23 protein-coding genes and 1 pseudogene are annotated in these 24195 nt (G+C 71.2%); 16 read left to right on the top strand and 8 right to left on the bottom strand.

Translation table 11 applies throughout. The features are described 5' to 3' along the window. Positions 1–11: 11 nt before the first annotated feature. Entirely contained in the window at positions 12–845 is an 834-nt protein-coding gene (locus ACZ6JT_RS06515; protein WP_469207775.1) for a TIM barrel protein, read from the bottom strand. Positions 846–970: 125 nt separating this feature from the next. Here ACZ6JT_RS06515 and ACZ6JT_RS06510 point away from each other — a divergent pair, with 125 nt between their 5' ends. From ACZ6JT_RS06510 to ACZ6JT_RS06480, 7 genes are all read left to right on the top strand, one after another. After that, complete coding sequence (locus ACZ6JT_RS06510) at positions 971–1222, top strand: thiamine-binding protein (RefSeq protein WP_469207773.1); 252 nt, start codon at positions 971–973, stop codon at positions 1220–1222. Then, on the top strand, positions 1219–1614 hold the full coding sequence (locus ACZ6JT_RS06505; protein ID WP_469207771.1) for a helix-turn-helix domain-containing protein: 396 nt from the start codon (positions 1219–1221) through the stop codon (positions 1612–1614). Before ACZ6JT_RS06510 ends, ACZ6JT_RS06505 begins: the two co-directional genes overlap by 4 nt. A gap of 154 nt (positions 1615–1768) precedes the next feature. Beyond that, positions 1769–2284: a 2-oxo-4-hydroxy-4-carboxy-5-ureidoimidazoline decarboxylase gene (gene uraD, locus ACZ6JT_RS06500; RefSeq protein ID WP_376613137.1), complete on the top strand. Its 516-nt coding sequence runs from the start codon at positions 1769–1771 to the stop codon at positions 2282–2284. Between the two features lie 8 nt (positions 2285–2292). Next, entirely contained in the window at positions 2293–2685 is a 393-nt protein-coding gene (gene uraH, locus ACZ6JT_RS06495) for a hydroxyisourate hydrolase (RefSeq protein ID WP_469207769.1), read from the top strand. Position 2686: 1 nt separating this feature from the next. Further along, the gene (gene pucL / locus ACZ6JT_RS06490; RefSeq protein WP_469207767.1) at positions 2687–3610 is read left to right on the top strand and encodes a factor-independent urate hydroxylase; all 924 of its coding nucleotides are present in this window, start codon (positions 2687–2689) and stop codon (positions 3608–3610) included. Positions 3611–3800: 190 nt separating this feature from the next. Next, positions 3801–5204, top strand: a complete 1404-nt coding sequence (locus ACZ6JT_RS06485) for an 8-oxoguanine deaminase (protein WP_469207765.1) — start codon at positions 3801–3803, stop codon at positions 5202–5204. A gap of 375 nt (positions 5205–5579) precedes the next feature. Beyond that, positions 5580–6980 carry a nucleobase:cation symporter-2 family protein gene (locus ACZ6JT_RS06480; RefSeq protein WP_469207763.1) on the top strand — a complete coding sequence of 467 codons (1401 nt, stop codon included), beginning with the start codon at positions 5580–5582 and terminating at the stop codon, positions 6978–6980. Positions 6981–7058: 78 nt separating this feature from the next. On the opposite strand, the gene ACZ6JT_RS06475 is transcribed toward ACZ6JT_RS06480, so the two are convergent. After that, positions 7059–7712, bottom strand: a complete 654-nt coding sequence (locus ACZ6JT_RS06475) for a 3'-5' exonuclease (protein WP_469207761.1) — start codon at positions 7710–7712, stop codon at positions 7059–7061. Between the two features lie 161 nt (positions 7713–7873). Between ACZ6JT_RS06475 and ACZ6JT_RS06470 the strand changes: the two genes are divergently transcribed. Beyond that, a complete protein-coding gene (locus tag ACZ6JT_RS06470; protein WP_469207759.1) occupies positions 7874–8260 on the top strand; it encodes a VOC family protein in 387 nt (128 codons plus the stop codon). A 34-nt stretch (positions 8261–8294) separates the two neighbouring features. Here the strand turns inward: ACZ6JT_RS06470 and ACZ6JT_RS06465 are convergent, their stop codons facing one another. The 3 genes from ACZ6JT_RS06465 to ACZ6JT_RS06455 all read right to left on the bottom strand — a co-directional run bounded on the left by ACZ6JT_RS06465 (position 8295) and on the right by ACZ6JT_RS06455 (position 12279). Next, on the bottom strand, positions 8295–9485 hold the full coding sequence (locus ACZ6JT_RS06465; protein ID WP_469207757.1) for a GDSL-type esterase/lipase family protein: 1191 nt from the start codon (positions 9483–9485) through the stop codon (positions 8295–8297). Positions 9486–9765: 280 nt separating this feature from the next. Next, positions 9766–11385 carry a malate synthase A gene (gene aceB / locus ACZ6JT_RS06460; protein ID WP_469207755.1) on the bottom strand — a complete coding sequence of 540 codons (1620 nt, stop codon included), beginning with the start codon at positions 11383–11385 and terminating at the stop codon, positions 9766–9768. Between the two features lie 252 nt (positions 11386–11637). Next, on the bottom strand, positions 11638–12279 hold the full coding sequence (locus ACZ6JT_RS06455) for a nucleotidyltransferase family protein (protein ID WP_469207753.1): 642 nt from the start codon (positions 12277–12279) through the stop codon (positions 11638–11640). Between the two features lie 237 nt (positions 12280–12516). On the opposite strand from ACZ6JT_RS06455, the gene yczR reads away from it, so the two are divergent. Continuing rightward, positions 12517–14004: a MocR-like transcription factor YczR gene (gene yczR, locus ACZ6JT_RS06450; protein WP_469207751.1), complete on the top strand. Its 1488-nt coding sequence runs from the start codon at positions 12517–12519 to the stop codon at positions 14002–14004. Positions 14005–14067: 63 nt separating this feature from the next. Here yczR and ACZ6JT_RS06445 read toward each other — a convergent pair whose 3' ends face one another. After that, positions 14068–14697, bottom strand: a complete 630-nt coding sequence (locus ACZ6JT_RS06445; protein ID WP_469207749.1) for a response regulator — start codon at positions 14695–14697, stop codon at positions 14068–14070. A 2-nt stretch (positions 14698–14699) separates the two neighbouring features. After that, on the bottom strand, positions 14700–15911 hold the full coding sequence (locus tag ACZ6JT_RS06440) for a sensor histidine kinase (protein WP_469207747.1): 1212 nt from the start codon (positions 15909–15911) through the stop codon (positions 14700–14702). Between the two features lie 134 nt (positions 15912–16045). On the opposite strand from ACZ6JT_RS06440, the gene ACZ6JT_RS06435 reads away from it, so the two are divergent. Further along, positions 16046–17131: an ABC transporter permease gene (locus ACZ6JT_RS06435; RefSeq protein ID WP_469207745.1), complete on the top strand. Its 1086-nt coding sequence runs from the start codon at positions 16046–16048 to the stop codon at positions 17129–17131. Then, complete coding sequence (locus ACZ6JT_RS06430; protein ID WP_469207743.1) at positions 17128–17847, top strand: ABC transporter ATP-binding protein; 720 nt, start codon at positions 17128–17130, stop codon at positions 17845–17847. The genes ACZ6JT_RS06435 and ACZ6JT_RS06430 overlap by 4 nt, the downstream gene beginning before the upstream one ends. A 119-nt stretch (positions 17848–17966) precedes the next feature. Here ACZ6JT_RS06430 and ACZ6JT_RS06425 read toward each other — a convergent pair whose 3' ends face one another. After that, the gene (locus ACZ6JT_RS06425) at positions 17967–18770 is read right to left on the bottom strand and encodes an IclR family transcriptional regulator (RefSeq protein ID WP_030715241.1); all 804 of its coding nucleotides are present in this window, start codon (positions 18768–18770) and stop codon (positions 17967–17969) included. 337 nt (positions 18771–19107) lie between these two features. Here ACZ6JT_RS06425 and allB point away from each other — a divergent pair, with 337 nt between their 5' ends. From allB to ACZ6JT_RS06400, 5 genes and pseudogenes are all read left to right on the top strand, one after another. Continuing rightward, positions 19108–20442, top strand: a complete 1335-nt coding sequence (gene allB, locus ACZ6JT_RS06420) for an allantoinase AllB (protein ID WP_469208234.1) — start codon at positions 19108–19110, stop codon at positions 20440–20442. 2 nt (positions 20443–20444) lie between these two features. Then, on the top strand, positions 20445–21563 hold the full coding sequence (gene alc / locus ACZ6JT_RS06415; RefSeq protein WP_469207740.1) for an allantoicase: 1119 nt from the start codon (positions 20445–20447) through the stop codon (positions 21561–21563). A 208-nt stretch (positions 21564–21771) separates the two neighbouring features. Then, positions 21772–22248, top strand: a complete 477-nt coding sequence (locus tag ACZ6JT_RS06410; protein ID WP_469207738.1) for a pyridoxamine 5'-phosphate oxidase family protein — start codon at positions 21772–21774, stop codon at positions 22246–22248. Between the two features lie 386 nt (positions 22249–22634). Then, positions 22635–22754 (top strand): annotated as a pseudogene (locus tag ACZ6JT_RS06405) (IS5/IS1182 family transposase); the annotation flags it as partial. Between the two features lie 137 nt (positions 22755–22891). Continuing rightward, on the top strand, positions 22892–23956 hold the full coding sequence (locus tag ACZ6JT_RS06400) for a M4 family metallopeptidase (protein WP_469207736.1): 1065 nt from the start codon (positions 22892–22894) through the stop codon (positions 23954–23956). Positions 23957–24195: the final 239 nt, after the last annotated feature.

The raw sequence follows: 24195 nt of genomic DNA, 5'->3' as shown, positions 1-24195 counted from the left end.
ACTTTGTCCGCCTACTTCGCGGCGCGGGCCTCGGCCGGCAGCCATGCGAAGGACGCGGCAGCGTCGGCGGCCTTGTACTCCAGGCCTACGTAGCCCTCGTATCTGGCCTTCTTCAGCTGGTCGAGCAGCTCCTCGAGGGGCAGCTCGCCGGTGCCGGGGGCACCTCGTCCGGGCTTGTCCGCGATCTGGACGTGCCCGGTCTTGGCGGCGTACTTTTCGATGACCTCGGAGAGGTCCTCATCGTTCATCGCCAGGTGGTACAGGTCGAGCAGGAACTTGGCGTTGCCGAGGCCGGTGGCCTCGTTCACCTTGTCCACCACCTCGATGCCGGCCGGGGCGCTCACCAGCGGGTAGAGCGGCGACTCGGGCTTGTTGAGGGTCTCGATCAGGAGGATCGCGCCGACGCGGTCCGCGGCCTGGGCCGCCACGACCAGGTTCTTCAGTGCGAGCTCGTCCTGGACGGCCGGGTCCACGCCTTCGACGCGGTTGCCGTACAGGGCGTTCAGCGCCTTGCAGCCGACCGAGGCCGCGAAGTCCGCGGCCACGTTGATGTTGGCGTTGAAGCGCTCCGACTCCGCACCGGGGACCGAGACCGCGCCGCGGTCCGGGCCCGGCAGTTGGCCGGCGTAGAAGTTCAGGCCCACCAGCTGGGTGCCGGCGTCCTCAAGAGCCTTCTTGAGGGCGTCCAGCTCTTCCTGGGCGGGGGTGGGGGTCTCGATCCAGGGCCACCACAGCTCGACCGCCGTGAAGCCCGCCGCGGCGGCGGCCGCGGGACGCTCCAGGAGCGGGAGTTCCGTGAAGAGGATCGAAAGGTTTACATCGAAGCGCTGGTCCGTGTATCCCATGAGGGGTGTGCGCTCCTTCCGTATTGCGGAAGTTAGTTTCTGCTTGATGGAAGACTGCATGGGGTCCCGCGCGGATGTCAAGTGCGGACTGCCGGAAAATCGACACAGCGCGGTAGCTTGACGGCGTGCGATTGAGAGTGGAGTTCACGACCGAGCCCTTCGACCTCGAAGAGGCTCCTGCCCATGCCGTGGCCGCGCGTGAGGTCATCCAGAAGGCCCAGCTGGACGCGGTGGACGTCGGCCCGTTCGGCAACACCGCCGAGGGCGAGGCCGACCAGGTGCTGGCCGCGGTGGGGGCGCTGCTGCGCGACTCCCTGGGGGCCGGAGCCACGCGTGTCTCGCTCCAGGTCAACGTGATCGGGGAGGACACCCCATGACCGAGCCCCGTGACCACCCCTTCGTCACCGCGGTCAAGCCGCTGGTGGACGCCATGGGCGGCGAGCTGATGGACCCGGCCCTGGCACAGCCGGACGACGTCGTGCTCAGCTGGGAGGGCCAGGACCTGCTGGCCGTACGGCTGCCGCAGCTCTCGGACTCGCTGGACCACATCCTGGCGGCCCTGGAGCGCCGGCACGGCGTACCGTTGTCGCAGCTCGACCGGAAGTCCAAGCAGGACGTGGTGCGGATACTGGAGGCGCGGGGCGCCTTCTCCGTGCGGCACGGTGTGGAAACGGTCGCGGGCGCCCTGGGCGTAAGCCGTTTCACGGTCTACAACTACTTGAACCGGGATTCCGGCCCCAAAGGCGGTGCCAAGAGCAGCCAGGAGTGAAAGACTGCTGACCCTGAGTGACGAGCCGCCGCCCAATTCACCCGGGCGGCGGCTTTTGTGTACGGGAAGTTTCAACAAAGTGTTGACGCCGTGTTGTCGAGGGCGTTAGCTATGCGCAGCCCGTCAAAGCAACAACAGGCCACGGAGGCCTACCGTGACTTCGAGTCCGACCCCGGGTCTCACCCGGTTCAACACCTTGGACGACAGCGCGGCCACGGCCGAGCTGCACGAGGTGTGCGCCAGTTCGGCGTGGGGGAGCAAGATGCTCGCCCAGCGCCCCTTCGCCACCGCAGAGTCCCTGTTCGCCGCGAACGAAGCCGCCATGGCGGAGCTCACCGCGGAGGACCTGGGCGAAGCGATGGGAGGCCACGCGCCGATCGGCCGGCCGAAGCCGGGAGACCCGACCTCCGCCCGCGAGCAGCGTGGCATGGCCGGCGCCTCGGAGGAGCTCAAGAACGAGCTCCTCGAACTGAACCTGGCGTACCAGGAGAAGTTCGGCCACGTCTTCCTCATCTGCGCCACCGGGGCGACCGGTGAGTTCATGCGGGACGCGGTCAAGGTCCGGATCGACAACTCGCCGGAGCGGGAGCGGGAAATCGCCCGCGGCGAGCTCGTCAAGATCAACAAGATCCGCCTGACCCGCCTCGTCGAACTCGTTGAAGGAGAGTGAGCCCGATCATGAGCACCGAGACCACCGCGTCGGTGTCCACGCACATCCTGGACACCAGCATCGGCAAGCCCGCCGAGGGCGTCGCCATCTCCCTGTCGGCCCGTACGGGTCCGGACGGCGAATGGGCGGCCCTGGGCGGCTCCGCCACCGATGCGGACGGGCGCTGCAAGGACCTGCCGGCGCTGCCGGAGGGCACCACCCACGTGCGTCTCGACTTCGAGACCGAGACGTACTTTTCGAAGAGGCAAGCCGCCGAGGCACAGCAGGACGCCCCCCGCGTAAGGGACAGCGGTGCGTTCTTCCCCGAGGTCACCATCACCTTCGCGGTGAACCCGGGCGAGCACTACCACGTACCGCTGCTGCTCAACCCGTTCGGCTACTCCGTTTACCGAGGGAGCTAGCATGGCCACCATTCTGGGCCAGAACCAGTACGGCAAAGCAGAGAACCGCGTCGTCAAGATCACGCGGGACGGCGACACCCACCACATCAAGGACCTGAACGTCTCGGTCGCCCTCTCCGGCGACATGGACGACGTCCACTACTCCGGCTCGAACGCCAACGTCCTGCCGACGGACACCACCAAGAACACGGTGTACGCGTTCGCCAAGGAGTACGGCATCGAGTCCGCCGAGCAGTTCGGCATCCACCTGGCGCGCTGGTTCGTGAACAGCCAGGAGCCGATCCAGAAGGCGCGCATCCGGATCGAGGAGTACGCCTGGTCCCGGATCGCCACCTCGGACGCCAACTCCAAGTTCATCGGCTCCGACGAGGTGAACCACTCGTTCGTCCGCGACGGCGGCGAGACCCGCGTCACCCAGATCACGTACGACGGCAAGAACTGGGAGGTCATCTCCGGCCTCAAGGACCTCGTCGTCATGAACTCCACGAACTCCGAGTTCTGGGGTTACGTGAAGGACAAGTACACGACCCTGAAGGAAGCGTACGACCGCATCCTCGCCACCCAGGTGTCGGCCCGCTGGCGCTTCGGCTGGTCCGACGACGACCAGCGGATGCCCAACTGGGAGAAGTCCTACGCCGAGACCCGCAAGCACATGCTGCAGGCCTTCGCGGAGACCTACTCCCTGTCGCTGCAGCAGACCCTGTACCAGATGGGTTCGCGCATCATCAACCACCGTTCGGAGATCGACGAGGTCCGCTTCTCGCTCCCGAACAAGCACCACTTCCTCGTGGACCTTGAGCCCTTCGGCCTCAAGAACGACAACGAGGTCTACTTCGCCGCGGACCGCCCGTACGGTCTGATCGAGGCCACGGTTCTCCGGGACGGCGTCGACGCCCGTATCCCCGTGGACATGACCAACCTCTGACGCGGCACGCGCGTCCCGGGGCTCCGCAGTGGCCCCGGGACCGCGCGACACACTCCAGCTTCCTGAATCGGCACCCGGACGCATCACTCGGGGCGGCAGTACTGTCAGCTGTCAAGGCCCCCGGCTCCGGCACTCAAATCTCCTGGGCCTTGCCGTGCCCATACCGCCACTGAAAGCACGAGGAAGTCCCATGGCAGCATCGGCAGCCCCTGACAGCGCGGTCGAGCGCATCGTCATCGAGAACTGTGCGATCGCGACCGTCGACGCCAACGACACCGAGTACGCCTCGGGTCACATCGTCGTCGCCGGCAACAGGATCGAGTCGATCGGCGCGGGCAAGGCCCCCGAGAACCTCGAGAACGTCGTACGTCGCATCGACGGCACCGGGCACCTCGTGACCCCCGGTCTGGTCAACACGCACCACCACTTCTACCAGTGGATCACGCGTGGTCTGGCCACCGACCACAACCTCTTCAACTGGCTGGTCGCGCTCTACCCGACGTGGGCGCGCATCGACGAGCAGATGACCTACACGGCCGCGCAGGGCTCCCTCGCCGCGATGGCCAAGGGTGGCGTCACCACCGCGATGGACCACCACTACGTCTTCCCCAAGGGCTCCGGCGACCTCTCCGGCTCGATCATCCGCGCCGCCTCCGAGATGGGCGTCCGCTTCACCCTCGCCCGCGGCTCCATGGACCGCAGCGAGAAGGACGGCGGCCTGCCGCCGGACCACGCCGTCGAGACCCTCGAGGGTGCGCTCGCCGACACCGAGGCGACCGTCAAGAAGTTCCACGACGCCTCCTTCGACTCGATGACCCAGGTCGCCGTCGCCCCGTGCTCCCCCTTCTCGGTCTCCACCGAGCTGCTGAAGCAGGGCGCCGAGCTGGCCCGCCGCCTGGGCGTGCGCATGCACACGCACGGCTCCGAGACCGTCGAGGAAGAGCAGTTCTGCAAGGAACTGTTCGGCATGGGCCCGACCGACTACTTCGAGTCGACCGGCTGGCTCGGCGAGGACGTGTGGATGGCGCACAGCGTCCACATGAACGACTCCGACATCGCCGCGTTCGCCCGGACCAAGACCGGTGTCGCGCACTGCCCGTCCTCCAACGCCCGTCTGGCCGCCGGTATCGCCCGCGTCCCGGACATGCTCGCCGCCGGTGTCCCGGTCGGCCTCGGCGTGGACGGCACCGCCTCCAACGAGTCCGGTGAGCTGCACACCGAGCTGCGCAACGCGCTCCTCATCAACCGCCTGAACCCGGTCCACCGCGAGCGCGCCCTGAACGCGCGCCAGGCCCTGCGCCTCGGTACCCACGGCGGCGCCCAGGTCCTCGGCCGCGCCGACAACATCGGCTCGCTGGAGGTCGGCAAGTGCGCCGACCTGGTGCTGTGGAACCTGAGCACCTTCCTGCACTCCTCGATCGCCGACCCGGTCACCGCGCTGGTCTTCGGTGCGGCCGCCCCGGTGACCGCGTCGTTCGTCAACGGCAAGCAGATCGTCGAGAACAACCGCCTCCTCTTCGCCGACGAGGACGCCATCGCGGTGTCCACCCGGGAAGAGGCCCAGCGCCTGGCGCGGATCTCCGCACAGGCCTGACCCTCCCCCGGCTACCGCTGGGAGGTACCCCCAGAAGTCCGGCCGGGGGGGACGGCCCCCGGCCGGCGGCCGCGGACCCGAGCGGGGTCCGCGGCAGCCGTTCCCGGGTAGCGCCCGAGGAAATCCGAGGGCGCCCCGGGGCGGTGACCCGTGCCACTTGCGCTGCCGCGCGCGCTTCGCGCCATGGCCACGGCACCTCCAGCCCTCGCGGCTGGGAACACAGCGCGGAACCGGTTTTGGGCGAACTGTTTCCGCACCCCTTGGGACACGCAGTCGCACCACCCACAACTCCATACAGGCTCGACTCGCATTCCTTTCGCACCACCTCCAAGACACCCACGTCCCTGCCGACGTGTTACCCGACCGGAGGAAGCCGTGGCCGCAATGCCCAGGTTTCGCAAAGACGCAGTCGCAGTACCGCAGGTCTCCGGGGAGAAACACCCGGTCGACGAGACCTTGCCCCCGCTGAAGATGTTCACGAGCGGTCTCCAGCACGTGGCCGCCATGTACGCGGGTGTCGTCGCCCCGCCCATGATCGTCGGCCCTGCCGTGGGGCTCTCCGCCACCGAGACCGCCTTCCTGATGGGCGCCTCGCTCTTCACCGCCGGCCTCGCCACCCTCCTGCAGACCCTCGGGTTCTGGAAGATCGGCGCCAAACTCCCCTTCGTCAACGGCGTCTCGTTCGCCGGTGTGACCCCGATGATCGCCATAGGCAAGGGGGAGGGGGCGGACGCCATACCCGTCATCTTCGGCGCGATCGTCGTCGCCGGAATCCTCGGCTTCTTCGCCGCCCCCTACTTCGGCAAACTCGTCCGCTTCTTCCCGCCGGTCGTCACGGGTACGGTCATCACCCTCATCGGCGTCTCGCTCCTGCCCGTGGCCTTCAACTGGTCGCAGGGCGGGAACAGCACCGCCGCCGACTACGGCTCGATGAAGAACATCGGCATGGCCGCCGTCACCCTCGTCATCGTCCTGTTGATGCGCAAGTTCCTGCGCGGCTTCCTCCAGCAGATCTCCATCCTGCTGGGCCTGGTCGCGGGCACGTTCATCGCCCTGCCGCTCGGCATGACCAGCTTCGACGCCGTCAAGAACGCGTCCGTGGTGGGCTTCCCGACGCCGTTCCACTTCGGCGCCCCGCAGTTCCAGGTCGCCGCGATCATCTCGATGTGCATCGTCATGCTCGTCTGCATGACCGAGTCCACCGCCGACATCCTGGCGCTGGGCAAGATCGTCGGCCGGCCCGCGGACGCCAGGACCATCGAGGGGGGCCTGCGCGCCGACACCCTCGGCAGCGCGCTCAGCCCGCTGTTCAACGGTTTCATGTGCAGTGCCTTCGCCCAGAACATCGGGCTCGTCGCCATGACCAAGGTGCGCAGCCGGTTCGTGGTCGCCGCGGGCGGCGGCATCCTGATCCTGCTGGGCCTGTGCCCGATGGCCGCCTCCGTCATCGGCGTGGTCCCGCTGCCGGTCCTCGGCGGCGCCGGGATCGTCCTCTTCGGGTCGGTCGCCGCCAGCGGCATCCAGACCCTGGCCGGCGCGGCCATGGAGAGGGGCGAGAACGCCCTGATCGTCGCCGCCTCCGTGGGCATCGGCCTGATCCCGATCGCCGCGCCCGACTTCTACCACGCCTTCCCGAAGGACCTGCTGGTCGTCCTCGACTCCGGCATCAGCACCGGCTGCGTCGTGGCCATCGTGCTGAACCTGGCCTTCAACCACCTCGGCGCAAAGAAGGGCGTGGCCGCGGGAGCCGCCCCCGAACCGGTACCGGTGCACTGACCGGCGCCGCCGGACCGTACGGCGGCGCGCACGTCACCCACTGCGGGTGTGACGTGCGCGTCGCCGTACGCGTGCCCGTCACGACTGCCGAGCGGGTTCGGACTCCGACTTCGGTTCCGGCTCCGGCTCCGGCCGCCCCGGGGGAGCCCACAGCATCAGGTTGCTCATCAGCTCGGCCTGCTCGATCGCGTCGTCGAGGGCGTGGTGCGTGTGCCGCCGCCGGGACAGCAGTTCGCGGGGCATCCGGCCCTTGACCGCGGCGCGCAGCGGCACCCGCGCCTTCGTCGCGTAGAGGGTCTTCATGTCCAGGCAGCCGGAGTGGCCGAAGGGGCTGTCCCCGCCGAACCGCATCAGGTACCAGTACAGGAAGGTCCAGTCGAAGGGGGCCGGGTAGCCGCACATCACCGGCTGCGCGCCGGCCTCGGCCGACACCTCCCGCACCCAGGCGCGGAAGGCGTCCATGGCCGCCGCCGGGTCGGCGCCCTCCCGCACCAGCCGGTCGCGGTCCAGCCCGCTCACGGCGAGCGCCTCGGGCACGTACGCGTCGCTGACCGGCCGCAGCTCGCGGTAGAAGGTCCGCTCCTGCGGATCGGCGGCCGTATACGAAGCGCCGTCCTGCCGGCCGGCGACGGCGGCCCCGAAACTGATCATCGAGTAGGGGCCGGGGATGGGTCCGTCGGCCTCGATGTCGACGGAGATGTAGAGGCTGGGACGTGCGGTACGGGCTGCCATGCGCCAGAGCATGCCAGCCCGCGCCGCGCCGATCATCCGGATTTGCCGGGGCCCACGCGCGGTGACCGGCCCCGGACGGTCCGTGCGTCCTCCGTCGGTCGACGGCCGACGCCGCCGGAGGGACGATGGAGAACGGGGAGCGTCGGATCGAAGGAACGGTCATGTTCGCAGACACCAAGGCATTCAGCGGATTCTCCGTCGACGACATCGGCAGGGCCAAGGAGTTCTACGAAGGCACCCTCGGCCTGCGCGTCTCGGAGAACAAGGACATGGGCCTGCTGTCGTTGCACCTGGCGGGCGACAACACGGTCATGGTCTACCAGAAGGACGACCACGAGCCGGCGAGCTTCACGATCCTCAACTTCCCCGTCGACGACGTCGAGCGGGCCGTCGACGAACTCACCGGGCGCGGCGTCCGGTTCGAGCGCTACGAGGGCTTCGACACGGACGACAAGGGCATCGTCCGGGAGGCGGAAGGCGGGCCCACCATCGCCTGGTTCAAGGACCCGGCGGGCAACGTCCTCTCCGTGCTGGACGGCTCCTTCTAGCGCCTTCCCGCCTCTTCCCCGCCCCGATCGGTCGCTACGGGACCGGGGTGAGGAACATCCCGCTGTGGTCCCCGCCCGCGGTGTTCCCGCAGCTGAAGCCGGAGCCCGCGGGCTGGGCGACGACCAGGGCGAGGCAGCGGCCGGCCGCCAGCTGGCCGAAGTAGTTCGGGTGCATCGACTCCTGGACCAGGCCCTGCGTCTCGTTGTTGTCGATCCAGCGCGCCCACTCGCTCGTCTTCGCCGAGGCCGGCACCGTGGAGCTCACCTGCTTGCTCGCCTTGGCGCACACCTCACGGCCCTGCATCATGTCCCGAAGGTCCAGGAACTGCACCCCCTTGGCCGCGGCGACCCCCTTGATCCGGTCGGCTATCTGCGGCACGAGCGAGTCCCGCGCCCAGTCCGAGTCCCGGTTCCAGAAGGGGCAGCCGCCCGTGTTGAGCCGGCTCCAGTCGCTCTGGGTGTACCGGTTCTCCGCGCCCCGCGGGATCGGCGACGGGTAGGACTGCAGCACGATCCGGTACGAGGAGTCGGCGTACCCGGCCGCGCGCATCACGGCCCGCACCTCGTCCACGGACTTGCCGACCTTGCCCATGACCGCGTCGATCTTCTGGTCGACCCCGTACTGCTGGTCGTCGTAGCAGTACGAGTTCCAGAGGACGAAGTCGAGCGCGCAGTCCTTGATGATGTCGGCGAAGCCCAGGTCGTTGCCGCCGATGGACAGCGCGATCACCTTGACGTCGTGGCTCGCGGCCACCGCGGCGAGCTGGTCCGCCTGCGGCGCCTCGCCCTTGAAGGCGACGCCGCCGCTGGAGGCGCGGAACACATTGTCGGAAACAGCCCCGGAGCAGGCCAGGTTCACGGCGACGGCGGCGATCGCCCCGGCGCTGCGCACCTCGGCGGAGTCGGAGCGGTGACACCCGCCGGCGGTGGTCCCGTAGACCCTGCCGGGATCGTAGGTGCTGCCGCTGACCCAGCCCCGGTCGGTCCCGTTGCGGCTCCCGGTGTTGGTGAGGGTGTTGCCCTTCCAGCGTCCGGCCTCGCCGGAGATGTAGCTGTCGCCCATGGACACCACGGCGGTGGGTCCGGTCCCGGGGCTGGCCACGGAGGTCCCGGCGCCGCCCGCCACCAGCGCGCCGACGGCGAGCGGCAGGACCAATCCGGCCCCGGCCAGTCGTCGCACCCGACTGCGGTACCGGTCCTTGCTGACGTTGCGGAATCCGATCACTGCGGAACTCCTGCGTTTTCGGCCATGCCGAAGTCGGCGACGACTGCGTCGCATGGCTGGGAAAGTGGGGGTACCGCCGGCCGGTGGCATCGGAAAGGTGACACGGGCCCCGTTGTTACCGCTAGGTACAGTCACGTTACGAACGAGTAACGACCGATCGGTCGTTCGGGAGCCTGCTCCTCCTGTTGTGGAACGCAAACGGCTCCGCCCCCGCGCCGTGAAGGCGACGGGGGCGGAGCCGGTGGGTTCGGCCGCTGTGCGGTTCAGCCGAGTCCGGGGATCAGCCGACCAGCTGGTCGTACGCGGGGAGGGTGAGGAAGTCGGCGTAGTCCGCGTCCAGGGAGACCTGGAGCAGGAGGTCGTGGGCCTGCTGCCACTTGCCGGCCGCGAAGGCCTCCTCGCCGACCTCGGCGCGGATGGCGGCCAGTTCCTCGGCCGCGATCCTGCGGGTCAGCTCGGCGGTGGCGGTCTCGCCGTTCTCGAACACCACGCCGGCGTTGATCCACTGCCAGATCTGCGAGCGGGAGATCTCGGCGGTGGCCGCGTCCTCCATCAGGCCGAAGATGCCGACGGCGCCAAGTCCCCGCAGCCAGGCCTCGATGTAGCGGATGCCGACCTGGACCGCGTTGCGCAGGCCCTCGTACGTCGGCTTCGCGTCCAGGGAGTCGATCGCGATGAGCTCGCCGGCGGCGACGTGCACGTCCTCGCGCAGCCGGTCCTTCTGGTTCGGCTTCTCGCCGAGGACCGCGTCGAAGGAGGCCATCGCGATCGGGACCAGGTCGGGGTGGGCGACCCAGGAGCCGTCGAAGCCGTCGCCGGCCTCGCGGTCCTTGTCGGCCTTGACCTTCTCGAAGGCGACCTTGTTGGCCTCGGCGTCCTTGCGGGACGGGATGAAGGCCGCCATGCCGCCGATGGCGTGCGCGCCGCGCTTGTGGCAGGTGCGGACCAGCAGTTCGGTGTACGCCCGCATGAACGGGGCGGTCATCGTCACCGCGTTGCGGTCCGGCAGGACGAACTTCGCGCCGCCGTCACGGAAGTTCTTCACGATGGAGAAGAGGTAGTCCCAGCGGCCCGCGTTCAGGCCGGCCGCGTGGTCGCGCAGCTCGTAGAGGATCTCCTCCATCTCGTACGCGGCGGTGATCGTCTCGATGAGGACGGTGGCGCGCACGGTGCCCTGCGGGATGCCGACGTAGTCCTGGGCGAAGACGAAGATCTCGTTCCAGAGGCGCGCCTCCAGGTGCGACTCCGTCTTCGGCAGGTAGAAGTACGGGCCCTTGCCGAGGTCGATCAGGCGCTTCGCGTTGTGGAAGAAGTACAGGCCGAAGTCCACCAGCGAACCGGAGGCCGGGCCGCCCTCGAAGCGCAGGTGGCGCTCCTCGAGGTGCCAGCCGCGCGGCCGCATCACGACGGTGGCGAGCTGGTCGGCGGGCTTCAGGGCGTACGCCTTGCCCGTGCGCGGGTCGGTGAAGTCGATGCGGCGCTCGTAGGCGTCGATCAGGTTGAGCTGGCCAAGGACGACGTTCTCCCACGTGGGGGCCGAGGCGTCCTCGAAGTCGGCGAGCCAGACCCTGGCGCCCGAGTTCAGGGCGTTGATGGTCATCTTGCGGTCCGTCGGACCGGTGATCTCCACACGACGGTCGTTCAGCGCGGCCGGGGCCGGCGCCACCTTCCAGTCGCCCTCGCGGACCTGTGCGGTGTCCGGGAGGAAGTCGAGGGTGGAGGTCCGGGCGATCTCGGCACGGCGCTCGCCACGGCGGGCGAGCAGCTCGGCGCGGCGGGGGGCGAACCGCCGGTGGAGCTCGGCCACGAAGGCGAGAGCCGCTTCGGTGAGGACTTCCTCCTGCCGGGGCAGGGGCTCGGCGTCGACGATGGCCAGCGGGGACGGCGCTGGTGCGGACATATCTGTCACTCCTTCAGCGGCGGTGCCTGGCGGCCGCGGGGGAATGCTCGCGCGAGACGGCACGCAGTGCCGTCGGGTGTGGAGAGTTCCGCAATACGGTCGCGGGCGCCGTCTGGGGGTTCAGGGCGCTTCTGACCAGTGGATAGTAATTTCCTCATGGTGGAAGTTCAATGGTTTGTTGATATCGAGATTCTCTGGGTCGACAGATCCCGGGCCCCGGTGGCCCTCAGTGCCATCGCCGTCACACGGTGCTCAGAGGAGACGCACCAGGTCGGGCGGTGTGTCGATGTCGAAGGCCTCCGCGATGTCGGAGCACTCCACCAGCATGACCTCTTCGGCGTGTCGCGCGAGGTGCACCCGCGCGCCCCTGTCGCCCGTCGCCGTCGCCGCGATGTCGGCCCAGCGGTCCGCCCCGAACAGCACCGGATGGCCGCGCTCCCCGCCGTAGGCCGCCGCCACCAGGCTCGCGGGGGAGCGGTAGGCCTCCCGGACCCGGGTCACCGCCGCGGGGCCGATGCCCGGCTGGTCCACCAGCGAGACGAGGGCCGCGCGGGCACCCGTACCGGCCAGCGAGGTGAGTCCGACCCGCAGGGAGGAGCCCATCCCCTCCGCCCAGTCCGGGTTGTCCACGACCACGCAGCCGGCCAGGTCGGCCCGCTCGCGGACCTCGGCGGCCGAGGCGCCGAGGACGACGTGCACCGGGCCGCAGCCCGCCTCGCGCAGGACCCGTACGGCGTTCTCGACGAGCGGGCGGCCGCGGTAGGGGAGCAGGGCCTTGGGGCGCCCGCCGAGCCGGCGGCCGCCGCCGGCCGCCAGGAGCAGGCCCGCGATCACGGGCGGATCGGAGGGGGAACCGGACCCGGAGCCGGAACCGGCGGGGGAGTTGGCTGACATGCCACCGATTCTCGCTCCTGTGCGCAATCCCGTGAGCGCCGCGCCAGAGTGCGGCGCACGGAGTCCAGTACGGCCCCGACGCGCAGCGGCCGGCAGACCCGGTTCTCGGCGGCGGCCAGCAGGGCACGTTCGTCTCGGTCGGTCAGCATCTCGCCGTCTCCTTGCCAATCAGGGGCCAATACGGCGAGTCTGGTCCTCGATTGGCCTGGCCGTCAGAGCCAATCAGGGGAGGTTGGCATGGCAAACGGGCGAGTGGTCCAGACAGCGGACAGAACCATCGGCAGCCGGCAGCTCGCCGCGCTGCTGCCCGCGGAGCTCCTGGCCCGCCCCGGCTACCGCGCGCTCGCCGACGCCGTCCGCACGCTGATCCTCGACGGCCGGATCGCCCTGCACGTCAGGCTGCCCGCCGAACGCGAACTCGCCGAGGCCGTCGGCGCCAGCCGGGCCACCGTCACCGGCGCCTACGACCTGCTGCGCGAGAGCGGCTACGTCCGCAGCCGGCGCGGCTCCGGCACCTGGACCGAACTCCCCGACGGCCACCGGCCGGTCGGCGCGCACGCCATCGTCGGCGGGGTCGGCGGCCGCGCGGACGGCGAACCGGGCATCGACCTCGCCATCGCCGCCATGGGCGCCCCCGAGGGCAGCCTCGCCGAGGCCTTCGCCTGGGCGGCGCCGCGCCTGCCCCAGCTCGCCCGCAGCCCCGGCTACCACCCCTTCGGCCTGCCCGACCTGCGGACCGCCGTAGCCGAACGGTTCACCCGGCGCGGGCTGCCCACCCGCCCCGAGCAGATCCTGCTCACCTCCGGCGCCCAGCAGGCCTTCAGCCTGGTCGTCAGCCTGCTCTGCCGGGCCGGGGACCGGGTCGTCACCGAGAACCCCACCTACGCCAACGCCCTCGACGCCCTGCGCCACGCGCGGCTGCGGACCGGCTCCATCGCCGTCTCCGACGCGGGCTGGGACATGGAGATCGCCGAGTCCACCCTGCGCCAGACCGTGCCGAGGATGGCGTACGTGATCCCCGACTTCCACAACCCGACGGGCGCGCTGATGCCGCCGGAGCAGCGGCTGCGGCTGCTCGCGGCGACCCGCGCCACCGGGACCTGGCTGGTCGTCGACGAGACCATCGCCGACATCGCGCTGGACGTGCCCGCCCCCGCGCCGCTGGCCTCCCTCGCCCCGCGCGGCGGCGCGGACCACGTGATCACCATCGGCTCGCTCAGCAAGACCCACTGGGGCGGCCTGCGCGTGGGCTGGGTGCGGGCCACCGCGAAGATGATCGCCGAGCTGACCGCGGTGCGGGTCGCGGCCGACATGACCGGCTCGGTCCTCGACCAGCTCGTCGCGCTCCCGCTGATGGACGACATGGACCGGACCCTGCCCGCACGCCTCGCCCAGCTGCGGAGCCGGCGCGAGGCCCTGGTGCGGGCCCTCCAGCGGCACACGCCCGAATGGTCCTGGCGGGTCCCGCCGGGCGGGCTCTCGCTCTGGGTCGACCTGGGCGAGGCCGTCAGCTCCGCCCTGGCCGAGCGCGCGGCGGCCGCCGGCGTGCACATCGGCCGCGGCGCCCGCTTCGGGGTGGACCCGGGCACCTTCGAACACCGGCTCCGGATCCCCTACACGCTCCCCGCGGACCGCCTGGAGGAGGGCGTGCGCCGCCTCGCGAGCGCCTTCCACGACGGAGTCCCGCTGCCGTCGGCGGTGGACCGCCCGCACTGGGTGGCGTAGCGCCGCTCAGGCCCGGGCAGGCGGTGTTCCGCTACGGGGGGGGGCAGCCCCACCGAGACCGGGTCACGGCGTGCGGATCAGGCGGCGGGTGGCGGCGGCCGCGACCGCCGCGGTGCGCGAGTCGACGCCCAGCTTGGCGTAGACGTGCACGAGGTGGGACTTGACCGTGGCCTGGCTGAGGAAGAGCTTCTTCGAGATCTGCTGGTTCGACAGGCCGTCCGCGACCAGCTGCAGCACCTCCAGCTCCCGCTTCGTCAGCGCCTGCGCCGGGGTCCGCATCCGGTCCATCAGCCGCAGCGCCACCGCCGGGGCCAGCGCCGACTGGCCCGCCGCGGCCGTCCGCACCGCCGCCGCCAGCTCCTCCGGCGGGGCGTCCTTGAGCAGGTAGCCCGAGGCGCCCGCCTCCACCGCCGCCAGGATGTCCGCGTCCGTGTCGTACGTGGTCAGCACCAGCACCCGGGGTGCTCCCGGTGCGGCCGTGATCGCCGCCGTCGCCGCCGAACCGTGCATGCCCGTACCGAACTGGAGGTCCATCAGGACCACGTCCACCGGCTCGGAGCCGGCCAGCTCCACCGCCCGCTCGGCGGTGGCGGCCTCCGCGACCACCGCGAAGTCCGGCTCGGTGTCCAGCACCGCCCGCAGCCCGGCGCGCACCACCGGGTGGTCGTCGGCCAGCAGCAGCCGGATCGTCATCGTCAGGCCTCCAGGGGCAGCGGCAGGGTGACGGCCACGGCGGTGCCCTGGCCGGGGGAGGACTCCACCGTGAACAGGCCGCCGAGGGTCTCGGCCCGCGCGCGCATGGCCGGCAGCCCGAACCCGCCCTCGCCCGACGGCGCAAAGGAGGGGTCGAAGCCGTGCCCGTCGTCCACGATGTCCAGCGTGACCGAGGCGTCCATGAAGGTCAGGGTGATCTCGGCCCGCCCGGCCCGCGCGTGCCGCACCACATTGGCCAGCGCCGACTGTGCGATCCGCAGCAGCGCCACCTCGTACGGGGTGGGCAGCACCCGCGGGGTGCCGCTCAGCGAGAACCGCACCCGCGGCCCCGGCACCCCCGCGCACAGCCGCTCCAGCGCGGCGGCCAGCGACCCGTGCTCCAGGTCCGGCGGGGTCAGGGCCCGTACGAAGCGGCGCGCCTCGGCGAGGTTCTCCTGGGCGGCCTCCCGGGCCCGGGCGATGTGCTCCAGCGCCGGAGCCTCCCGCGGCAGCGCCCGCTCGGCGGCCCGCAGCAGCAGCTGGATGGAGGACAACCCCTGGGCGAGGGTGTCGTGGATCTCCCGGGCCAGCCGCTCCCGCTCGGCCAGGATCCCGGCGCCCCGTTCGGCCTCGGCCAGCTCGGCCCGGGTGGTGATGAGCTCCTCGATCAGCTCGCGGCGGCGTTCGCTCTCGCGGTACAGCGCCTGGTAGCCCAGTACGGTCGCCACCGCCACGGCCCCGCCCAGCAGCGGCCCGAGGAAGGCCCCGGGGGTCACCGCGCTGCTGTGCGCGAGGAACCCGCCGATGGCCGCGCAGGCGGTCAGCGCGACGGCCGCGACGCCCCACCGCAGCCGCAGCAGGTGGAGCTCCAGGAAGTACAGCGGGAAGGCGATCCACAGCCCGTCGGGGGAGAGCGCCAGCAGCGCCGCCCAGGCCGCGCCGAGCCCGGCCAGCCACACCGCCCCGGCGCGCGGCGAGCTGTGCACGGCGGGGGTCCGTACGCCGCCCGCGTAGACGGCGGCCAGCACCGCGCAGGCGGCGATCACCCAGCCGGCGCGGGGCGCCGAGTCGGTCACGGCCCGCCCGGCGGCGAGCAGGAGCAGCCCGAAGAGCAGCGCGTGCAGGCACAGCCGCAGCACTTTCGACACCGGGGTGAGGGCGCGCGAAACGGGGAGGCGGGAAACGGGGGCGAGGGGGGCAGCGGCAGCAGTCATGACCGGACCAGCGTAAGTCGGTCGCGACGGGCCCCGGTCAACCGAAAGTTTGATGTAGCGGTGCGCCGTTCGACACCAGGATCCCTCCTGTGGCGCGATGCCTTGTGTCCACGCGGAAGACCAAGGTGGGGAACATGTTCGTCGCATGGAGAGATCTACGGTTCGCCAAGGGGCGGTTCGCCCTCATGGGCTCGGTCGTCCTGCTGATCACGCTGCTGGTCGGCCTGCTGTCCGGGCTCACCTCCGGCCTGGCCCGGGAGAACATCTCGGCCATCACCGGCCTGCCCGCCTCGCACCTGGCCTTCGCCGCGCCCGCAGGGGACCAGAAGGTGTCCTTCACCAACTCGCAGGTCCCCGAGTCCGCCTGGCTGGCCTGGCGCAAGCAGCCCGGGGTGACCTCGGCGGAACCGCTCGGAATCCGCACCACCAACGCCGTCTCGGGTGGGCGCACCGCCGCCGTCTCGGTCTTCGGCGTGGACCCCGCCGGCCGGCTCGGCCCCCGCGATGCGGGCCTCACCCAAGGGCAGGTGGTCCTCGCCGAGAAGGCCGCGAAGGAGCTCGGCGGCCTCACCGCGGGCGCCAAGCTCAAGATCGGCCCGCTCGAACTGACCGTGGCCGCCGTCTCCGGGACCGCCGCCTACAGCCACACCCCGGTGGTCTGGATGGACCTCGGCGACTGGCAGCGCATCGGCAACCCCGGCACCTCCCTCGACACCCTCGCCACCGTCGTCGCCGTCTCCGGCAGCGGTGTGGACCTCGGGGCCGCCGACGCGGCCGCCGCCACCAGGGCGCAGACCGTCGACGAGGCGCTGGGCGCCATAGGCTCGTACCAGGCCGAGAACGGCTCCCTCCAGCTGATGCGCGGCTTCCTCTTCGTCATCTCCGCCCTGGTCATAGGGGCCTTCTTCACCGTGTGGACCATCCAGCGCAGCGGTGACATCGCCGTCCTGAAGGCACTGGGTGCCTCCACCCCGTACCTGCTGAAGGACGCCCTCGGCCAGGCCGTGGTCATGCTGGCCATCGGCACCGGGCTGGGCACCGCGCTGGCCGCCGGCTTCGGCGCGCTGATCAGCGGCGGGAACGTGCCCTTCGTACTCGACACCGCCACGGTCCTCGTCCCCGCAGCGATCATGATCGTGCTCGGCGCGCTGGGCGCGGCCCTGTCCATCCGGCGGATCACCGCCGTCGACCCGCTGACCGCCCTCGGGAGCGCCCGATGACCCTGCTCGTCCACGACGTCACGCTCACCTACCCCGACGGCGAGAGCCGGCTCACCGCCCTGGACGGCGTCTGCCTGGAGGTGCCCGCCGGCACCCTGACGGCGGTGATCGGACCCTCCGGCTCCGGCAAGTCCAGCCTGCTCGCGGTCGCCGCCACCCTGGTCACCCCGGACCGCGGCCGGGTCGTCGTCGCCGGCCGGGACACGGCGGCCCTCAGCGCGGCCGAGAAGTCGGCCCTGCGCCGCGAGAGGATCGGCATCGTCTTCCAGCAGCCGAACCTCCTGGCCTCGCTGACCGCCGCCGAACAGCTCCAGGTGATGGCGCACCTCTCCGGGCGGCCCTCCAAGGCCCTGCGCCGCCGCGCGCTGGAGCTGCTGGACGCGGTGGGGCTGGCGGACAAGGCCGACAAGCGGCCGCACCAGCTCTCCGGCGGCCAGCGCCAGCGGATCAACATCGCCCGCGCCCTGATGAACGAGCCCGCCGTCCTGCTGGTCGACGAGCCGACCAGCGCCCTGGACCACGAGCGCGGCGCCGCCGTGCTCGACCTGCTGGTCACCCTGACCCGCGAGCGCTCCACGGCCACGGTCGTGGTCACCCACGACCACGCCCACCTGGAGCGGATGGACCGCACGGCGACGATGGCCGACGGCCGCCTGACGCCCGCCCCGGAGCCGGGCACCGGACCCGGCGCCCTGAGCGGCGCACGGGCCTCCTGAACGGCGTACGAGGGCTCGGGGCCGCAAGCCTGCCGCGCGTCCGGACCGGGCACGCGAAGGCCCCGGCCGCTCCTCGCTCCGAGGGGCGGCCGGGGCCTTCGCGTACGTGCGCCTACCGCCTAGGCGGGGGTCTGGTTGGACAGGGCCACCGACAGCTCGGCGGCCACGCCCTGCAGGATCGGCACGAAGGACTCGGCCACGGCCTCCGTGACCCGACCCGCCGGGCCCGAGATGGAGATCGCGGCGGCGGTCGGCGAGTTCGGCACCGAGACGGCGAGGCAGCGGACTCCTATCTCCTGCTCGTTGTCGTCGACCGCGTAGCCCGCCTTGCGGACCTGCTCCAGCGCGTCGAGGAAGCCCTCGGGCGTGGTGATGGTCTTCTCGGTCGCCGCCGGCATGCCGGTGCGCGCGAGGAGGGCGCGTACCTCGTCGGCGGGGGTGTGGGCCAGGAGCGCCTTGCCCACGCCCGTGGAGTGCGGCAGCACCCGGCGGCCGACCTCGGTGAACATGCGCATGGAGTGCTTGGACGGCACCTGGGCGACGTAGACGATCTCGTCCCCGTCGAGCAGGGCCATGTTCGCCGTCTCGCCGGTCTCCTCGACCAGGCGGGCGAGGTAGGGGCGGGCCCAGGTGCCCAGCAGCCGCGACGCGGACTCGCCGAGGCGGATCAGGCGCGGCCCGAGGGAGTACCGTCGGTTGGGCTGCTGGCGTACGTAACCGCACGCCACCAGCGTGCGCATCAGGCGGTGGATCGTGGGCAGGGGCAGGCCACTGGCGGCGGACAGCTCGCTGAGGCCGACCTCGCCCCCGGCATCGGCCATGCGTTCGAGCAGATCGAAGGCGCGCTCAAGGGACTGGACGCCACCGCTGGCGGCAGGGGTCTTTGAGGAAGCGTCGGTGGTGCTGGCGCTGGACGTCGGCACGGCGCGGTCCTTTCGGTGCTGGCAGGCAAGGGAGCAGCCTACCCGGCGGTCGGCGTCGGTCCCAGTGCTGGGGTCGGGACCGTCGCCGCCGGTCAGAGGCGGTTTGTCCGGGTGGCGGACCTCCTCGGAAAGTTACCTGCCCGATTTCCGGTGGTGGTAGCTACATTCTGGATAGTGAAATCTTAATTCCATCCTGTGGAAACATCCAAGGGCGGTCCCGGTGTGTCAGTGGTCCGTCCGGGCGCTCTTGACTGGGTCCGGATCGCCGGGAAGACTCCGTCAACAGAACGTTGAATTTCGCTCTGTGGAAGTAGATGGGGAGGTTCCGGTGTCCGACGTGGCTGTGGAACTGGTACTGCGCTCGACGCGCGTCATCACCCCCGAGGGGACGCGCGCCGCCTCGGTGGCCGTCGCCGGCGGGAAGATCACGGCCGTGCTGGCGTACGAGGCCGAGGTACCGGCCGGAGCCCGGCTGGAGGACTTCGGCGACGACGTCCTGCTCCCCGGCCTGGTCGACACCCACGTCCACGTGAACGACCCGGGCCGCACCGAGTGGGAGGGCTTCTGGACGGCCACCCGCGCCGCGGCCGCCGGCGGCATCACCACGATCCTCGACATGCCGCTGAACTCCCTGCCGCCGACCACCACGACCGACAACCTGCGCGTCAAGCAGGAGGTCGCCCGCGCCAAGGCGCACGTGGACGTCGGCTTCTGGGGCGGCGCCCTGCCCGACAACGTCAAGGACTTGGCGCCGCTGCACGACGCCGGCGTCTTCGGCTTCAAGTGCTTCCTGTCGCCCTCGGGCGTGGACGAGTTCCCCGAGCTCGACCAGGAGCAGCTGGCCACCTCCCTCGCCGAGATCACCGGCTTCGGCGGCCTGCTGATCGTGCACGCCGAGGACCCGCACCACCTCGACGCCGCCCCCGTCGTCCCCGGCCCCAAGTACGCCGACTTCCTCGCGTCCCGACCGCGCGACGCCGAGAACACCGCGATCGGCAACCTGATCGCCCAGGCGAAGCGGCTGAACGCGCGCGTCCACGTACTGCACCTGTCGTCCTCCGACGCGCTGCCGCTGATCGCCGCCGCCAAGGCCGAGGGCGTCAAGATCACCGTCGAGTCCTGCCCGCACTACCTCACCCTCACGGCCGAGGAAGTGCCCGACGGAGCCAGCGAGTTCAAGTGCTGCCCGCCCATCCGTGAGGCCGCCAACCAGGACCTCCTGTGGGACGCGCTCGCGGACGGCACCATCGACTGCATCGTCTCCGACCACTCGCCCTCCACCGCGGACCTGAAGACCAGTGACTTCTCCACCGCATGGGGCGGCATCTCCTCCCTCCAGCTGGGCCTGCCCGCCATCTGGACCGAGGCGCGCCGCCGCGGCCGGACCCTGGAGGACGTCGTCCGCTGGATGTCCGCGGCCCCGGCCGCGCTGGCCGGCCTGGCGCAGAAGGGCGCGATCGAGGTCGGCCGCGACGCCGACTTCGCCGTGCTCGCCCCCGAAGAAACGTTCACTGTGGACCCGGCCGAACTCCACCACCGCAACCAGGTCACGGCGTACGCGGGCAAGACCCTGCACGGCGTCGTGAAGTCCACCTGGCTGCGCGGTACGCAGATCGCCGACCACGGCACCCCGACCGAGCCCACGGGCCTCCTCCTCGAAAGGCAGAACTGACAGTGGCGATTCCTTCCTTCACCGGCAACGCGAACCCGTACGGAGGCGGCGACCCGTACGCGGACTACCGCACCGCGGACTTCCCGTTCACCCAGTACGCGAACCTCGCCGCCCGTGAGCTGGGCGCCGGTGTCATCGCCGCCAACGACGAGTTCTTCGCCCAGCGCGAGAACCTCCTCATCGCCGAGGCCGCGCACTTCGACCCCGAGCACTTCGGCCACAAGGGCAAGATCATGGACGGCTGGGAGACCCGCCGCCGCCGTGGCCTCTCCGCCACCCAGCCCTGGCCGACCGCCGAGGACCACGACTGGGCGCTCGTCCGCCTGGGCGCCCCCGGCGTCATCCGCGGCATCGTCGTCGACACCGCCCACTTCCGCGGCAACATGCCGCAGGCCGTCTCCATCGAGGGCACCAACTGGGAGGGCGCCCTGGCGCCGACCCCGGAGGAGCTCCTGGGCGACGACGTGAAGTGGACGACCCTGGTCGAGCGCACCCCGGTCGGCGGCCACGCGGCCAACGGCTTCGAGGTCGCCGCCCCGCAGCGCTTCACGCACCTGCGCGTCAACCAGCACCCCGACGGCGGCATCGCCCGCCTGCGCGTCTACGGCGAGGTCCTGCCGGACCCGAAGTGGCTCGCGGCGCTCGGCTCCTTCGACGTGGTGGCCCTGGAGAACGGCGGCTCCGTCCAGGACGCCTCCAACCGCTTCTACTCCCCGCCGACCAACACCATCAACCCGGGCCGCTCCCGCAAGATGGACGACGGCTGGGAGACCGCCCGCCGCCGTGACAACGGCAACGACTGGATCCGCTACCAGCTCGTCACCGAGTCCGAGATCCGCGCCGTCGAGATCGACACCGCGTACCTCAAGGGCAACTCGGCCGGCTGGGCCTCCCTCTCCATCAAGGCGGGTGAGGAGGGCGAGTGGACGGAGTTCCTGCCGCGCACCCGCCTGCAGCCCGACACCAACCACCGGTTCGTCCTCGACGCCCCGGCGGTCGGCACCCACGTACGGATCGACATCTTCCCGGACGGCGGTTTCTCCCGCCTGCGCCTTTACGGCTCCCTGACGGAGACCGGCGAGGCCGCGCTGAGCGCCCGTCACCAGGAGCTGGGCGGCTGACGCCTCCCCGTTCGACCGCCCCGGGAGCCGACACTCCCGGGGTCGTGCACGGCCCGAGGGGGCGCACCGCGACGCGGCGCGCCCCCTCGGCATTCCCCGGGCCTGCCCCTGCTCTACCGTCTGCGGTGTGAACTCCCTGACGGGTGGGGCACAGTGGGGCGCGGCGGTCCCGCCCGGGGTCCGCCGTCGCGGACAGGAGCAGACCCGTATGACGGAGCAGACCATCCAGGCCGTCCCCGCGCCGCCGCGCCCGCGCGAGGAGCGCATCAAGGACACCCTGGCCCGCTTCGAGAACGACGTGGACGTGTGGGTCGCCACCGCCGACGCGGACGGCGTCCCCTGCATGGTCCCGCTCTCCTTCCTCTGGGACGACGGGACCTTCCTCGTCTCCACCCAGCGCACCAACCCCACCGCCCGCAACCTGATCGCGAACGGCCGGGTCCGCCTGGCCTTCGGCGTCACCCGGGACGTGGTCCTGGTGGAGGGCACCGCGAGCCCGCTGGAGGCGGCCGACCTCGCGCCGGGCGTGCGGGAGGCGTTCGCGGCCCACACGGGCTTCGACCCGAGCGGCTACGCCACGCCCTACCCCTACTTCCGGATCGAGCCGGAGTGGATCCAGGCGTGGCGCGAGGTCAACGAGATCGCGGACCGCCAACTGATGACGAACGGCCGCTGGCTCCCCTGACGTCCCGCGGGAGCAGCCGGCCGGGCGGTGGGCTGATCATCGCCGAACGCTCGCACCCACTCGCTCCGGCGGGACCTGCCCGACGAGCCGGCCTGCTCCGGACCGCCCGCAAACGGCCGATCAGAGAGCTGTCGACGCAACCTGGCAGAACACCCTGACCGCCGTGTCGGCGGACGTCGTCCTCTTTCGGATCTTGCTCCCCCAGCTACCGCTGGGAGGTGCACCCAGACCCGCGTCGGCTGGCACCGCACCTCGCCGCGTTGTCGGGCACCCAAGTACGTCCACTCCTCGGGCGCCCCTCCGCCTTGAGATGCACGGCGGCTGGGGGCACCTCCCAGCGGTAGCTGGGGGACCGACGCGGCCTTGACCGGCAAGATCCAAAAGAGACGACCCGGGTCCACCTCGCCACCGACGACCGTGCACGGCCCCTGGCCCTGACCGTCGCCGCGGGCCAGGGCGGCGACGCACCCGCCTTTGAAGCGGTCATGGCCCGCATCCGCGTGCCCGAATGGCGCCGTGTGCGGCGGAACTTCCCGGAACGCGGGCCTGGCGCGGGTCGGAGGTCGTGCGCGAGGATCACGGCCGCACCCCGCCCTTCGGCGTCCCTTCTCCGACACGACGCGCCCCTCACAGGAGGATGTCCATGTCCCGCCGCACACCCCGCGCTCTGAACACCGCGGCCGCCGCCACGGCCACCGCCGCCCTGACCCTGGTCGCCCTGACCGGACCCGCCTCGGCGTCCGGGTCCGGGTCCGCCCCGGCGGCCGCACTGCCCCAGGCCCGCATCTTCATGGTCAACCCCGTTCAGTCCTCGGGGGATCAGACCCTGGCCGACGCCAAGGACTCCGCCGGCGCCGTGCCCGCCTCGGCCTACACCACGGCCGCGCTCCGCAACCTGGACGCCAGCGGCCGGTTGTCGGGTCGGTGGGCGTACGTCAGATCGGACACCGGCTCCTCGGCGAACCCCGCGGACGCGACCGCGTACAACCGCAGCGACGACCAGTTCGAGCAGGTCATGGGCTACTTCTGGGTCAATGAGGCCCAGGAGTACCTGCAGGGGTTGGGCTTCGGCACCGAACTGCCCGGGGCCAACGACCGGGTCCAGCCGATCCGCATCAGCCAGTGGGGCGCGGACAATTCCTTCTTCTCGGACAAGAAGGCCGAGATCCGCTTCGGCAAGGGCGGTGTCGACGACGCCGAGGACGCGGAGGTGATCGTCCACGAATACGGCCACGCGGTGCACAACGCCCAGGTCCCCGGCTTCGGCACCTCGCCCGAGGCCGGCGCGATAGGCGAGGCCTTCGGTGACTACCTGGCCGTCGAGGTCGGCGCCCATGCGGCCGCCGCGTACGGCTGGCCGCGGCGGGCCGACCTGGCCTGCGTCGCCGACTGGGACGCGGCCTCCTACAGCGACGCCCCGCACTGCCTGCGCCGCGTCGACGGGAACAAGGTGTACGGCGACCTGGAGGGCGAGGTCCACGCGGACGGGGAGATCTGGTCCCGTGCCCTCTTCGACATCCGCAACGCCCTGGGCGCCCGGACCGCCGACCGCATCATCGTCAACGCCCAGTTCGGCTTCGCGCCGGACACGTCGTTCAAGGACGCCGCCCTGACGACTGTCTCGACCGCCCAGCGGATGTACGGCGCCAACGCCGCGGACGCCGTGCGCGCCGCGTTCAAGGCCCGGCAGATCCCCGGCGTCCAGTAACGGCCGCGCCCTTCCCCGGACGCGGTGCACGCCGCGTCCGGGGGAGCACAATGTTCCACTTTTGGTCGCTCAGCGAACATCGCTCCCCTCTCTCCGGACAACAGCTGGTCAAATTCTTGTTGCATACCTGTCAATCCACTGCTTCTTCCTGGCAATCTCAACCGCCTGGCCCCCCACGGCAATTGAAGGAGCACGAGTGACCCTCCCCACGTCCTCATCCCGCGCCCCCCGCAGCGGCA

The sequence above is a fragment of the Streptomyces sp. NPDC046308 genome (genome assembly GCF_055588065.1).
Note: the sequence above shows the minus strand (reverse complement) of the source record. Positions and strands in the feature narration are given on the sequence as shown.

Bases quoted from the DNA above. Each gene is read 5' to 3' on its own strand.
- ACZ6JT_RS06515 (WP_469207775.1), bottom strand. From the start codon at position 845: ATGGGATACACGGACCAGCGCTTCGATGTAAACCTTTCGATCCTCTTC.
- ACZ6JT_RS06505 (WP_469207771.1), top strand. From the start codon at position 1,219: ATGACCGAGCCCCGTGACCACCCCTTCGTCACCGCGGTCAAGCCGCTG.
- uraH (WP_469207769.1), top strand. From the start codon at position 2,293: ATGAGCACCGAGACCACCGCGTCGGTGTCCACGCACATCCTGGACACC.
- pucL (WP_469207767.1), top strand. From the start codon at position 2,687: ATGGCCACCATTCTGGGCCAGAACCAGTACGGCAAAGCAGAGAACCGC.
- ACZ6JT_RS06485 (WP_469207765.1), top strand. From the start codon at position 3,801: ATGGCAGCATCGGCAGCCCCTGACAGCGCGGTCGAGCGCATCGTCATC.
- ACZ6JT_RS06475 (WP_469207761.1), bottom strand. From the start codon at position 7,712: ATGGCAGCCCGTACCGCACGTCCCAGCCTCTACATCTCCGTCGACATC.
- ACZ6JT_RS06470 (WP_469207759.1), top strand. From the start codon at position 7,874: ATGTTCGCAGACACCAAGGCATTCAGCGGATTCTCCGTCGACGACATC.
- aceB (WP_469207755.1), bottom strand. From the start codon at position 11,385: ATGTCCGCACCAGCGCCGTCCCCGCTGGCCATCGTCGACGCCGAGCCC.
- ACZ6JT_RS06455 (WP_469207753.1), bottom strand. From the start codon at position 12,279: ATGTCAGCCAACTCCCCCGCCGGTTCCGGCTCCGGGTCCGGTTCCCCC.
- yczR (WP_469207751.1), top strand. From the start codon at position 12,517: ATGGCAAACGGGCGAGTGGTCCAGACAGCGGACAGAACCATCGGCAGC.
- ACZ6JT_RS06445 (WP_469207749.1), bottom strand. From the start codon at position 14,697: ATGACGATCCGGCTGCTGCTGGCCGACGACCACCCGGTGGTGCGCGCC.
- ACZ6JT_RS06440 (WP_469207747.1), bottom strand. From the start codon at position 15,911: ATGACTGCTGCCGCTGCCCCCCTCGCCCCCGTTTCCCGCCTCCCCGTT.
- ACZ6JT_RS06435 (WP_469207745.1), top strand. From the start codon at position 16,046: ATGTTCGTCGCATGGAGAGATCTACGGTTCGCCAAGGGGCGGTTCGCC.
- ACZ6JT_RS06430 (WP_469207743.1), top strand. From the start codon at position 17,128: ATGACCCTGCTCGTCCACGACGTCACGCTCACCTACCCCGACGGCGAG.
- ACZ6JT_RS06410 (WP_469207738.1), top strand. From the start codon at position 21,772: ATGACGGAGCAGACCATCCAGGCCGTCCCCGCGCCGCCGCGCCCGCGC.
- ACZ6JT_RS06400 (WP_469207736.1), top strand. From the start codon at position 22,892: ATGTCCCGCCGCACACCCCGCGCTCTGAACACCGCGGCCGCCGCCACG.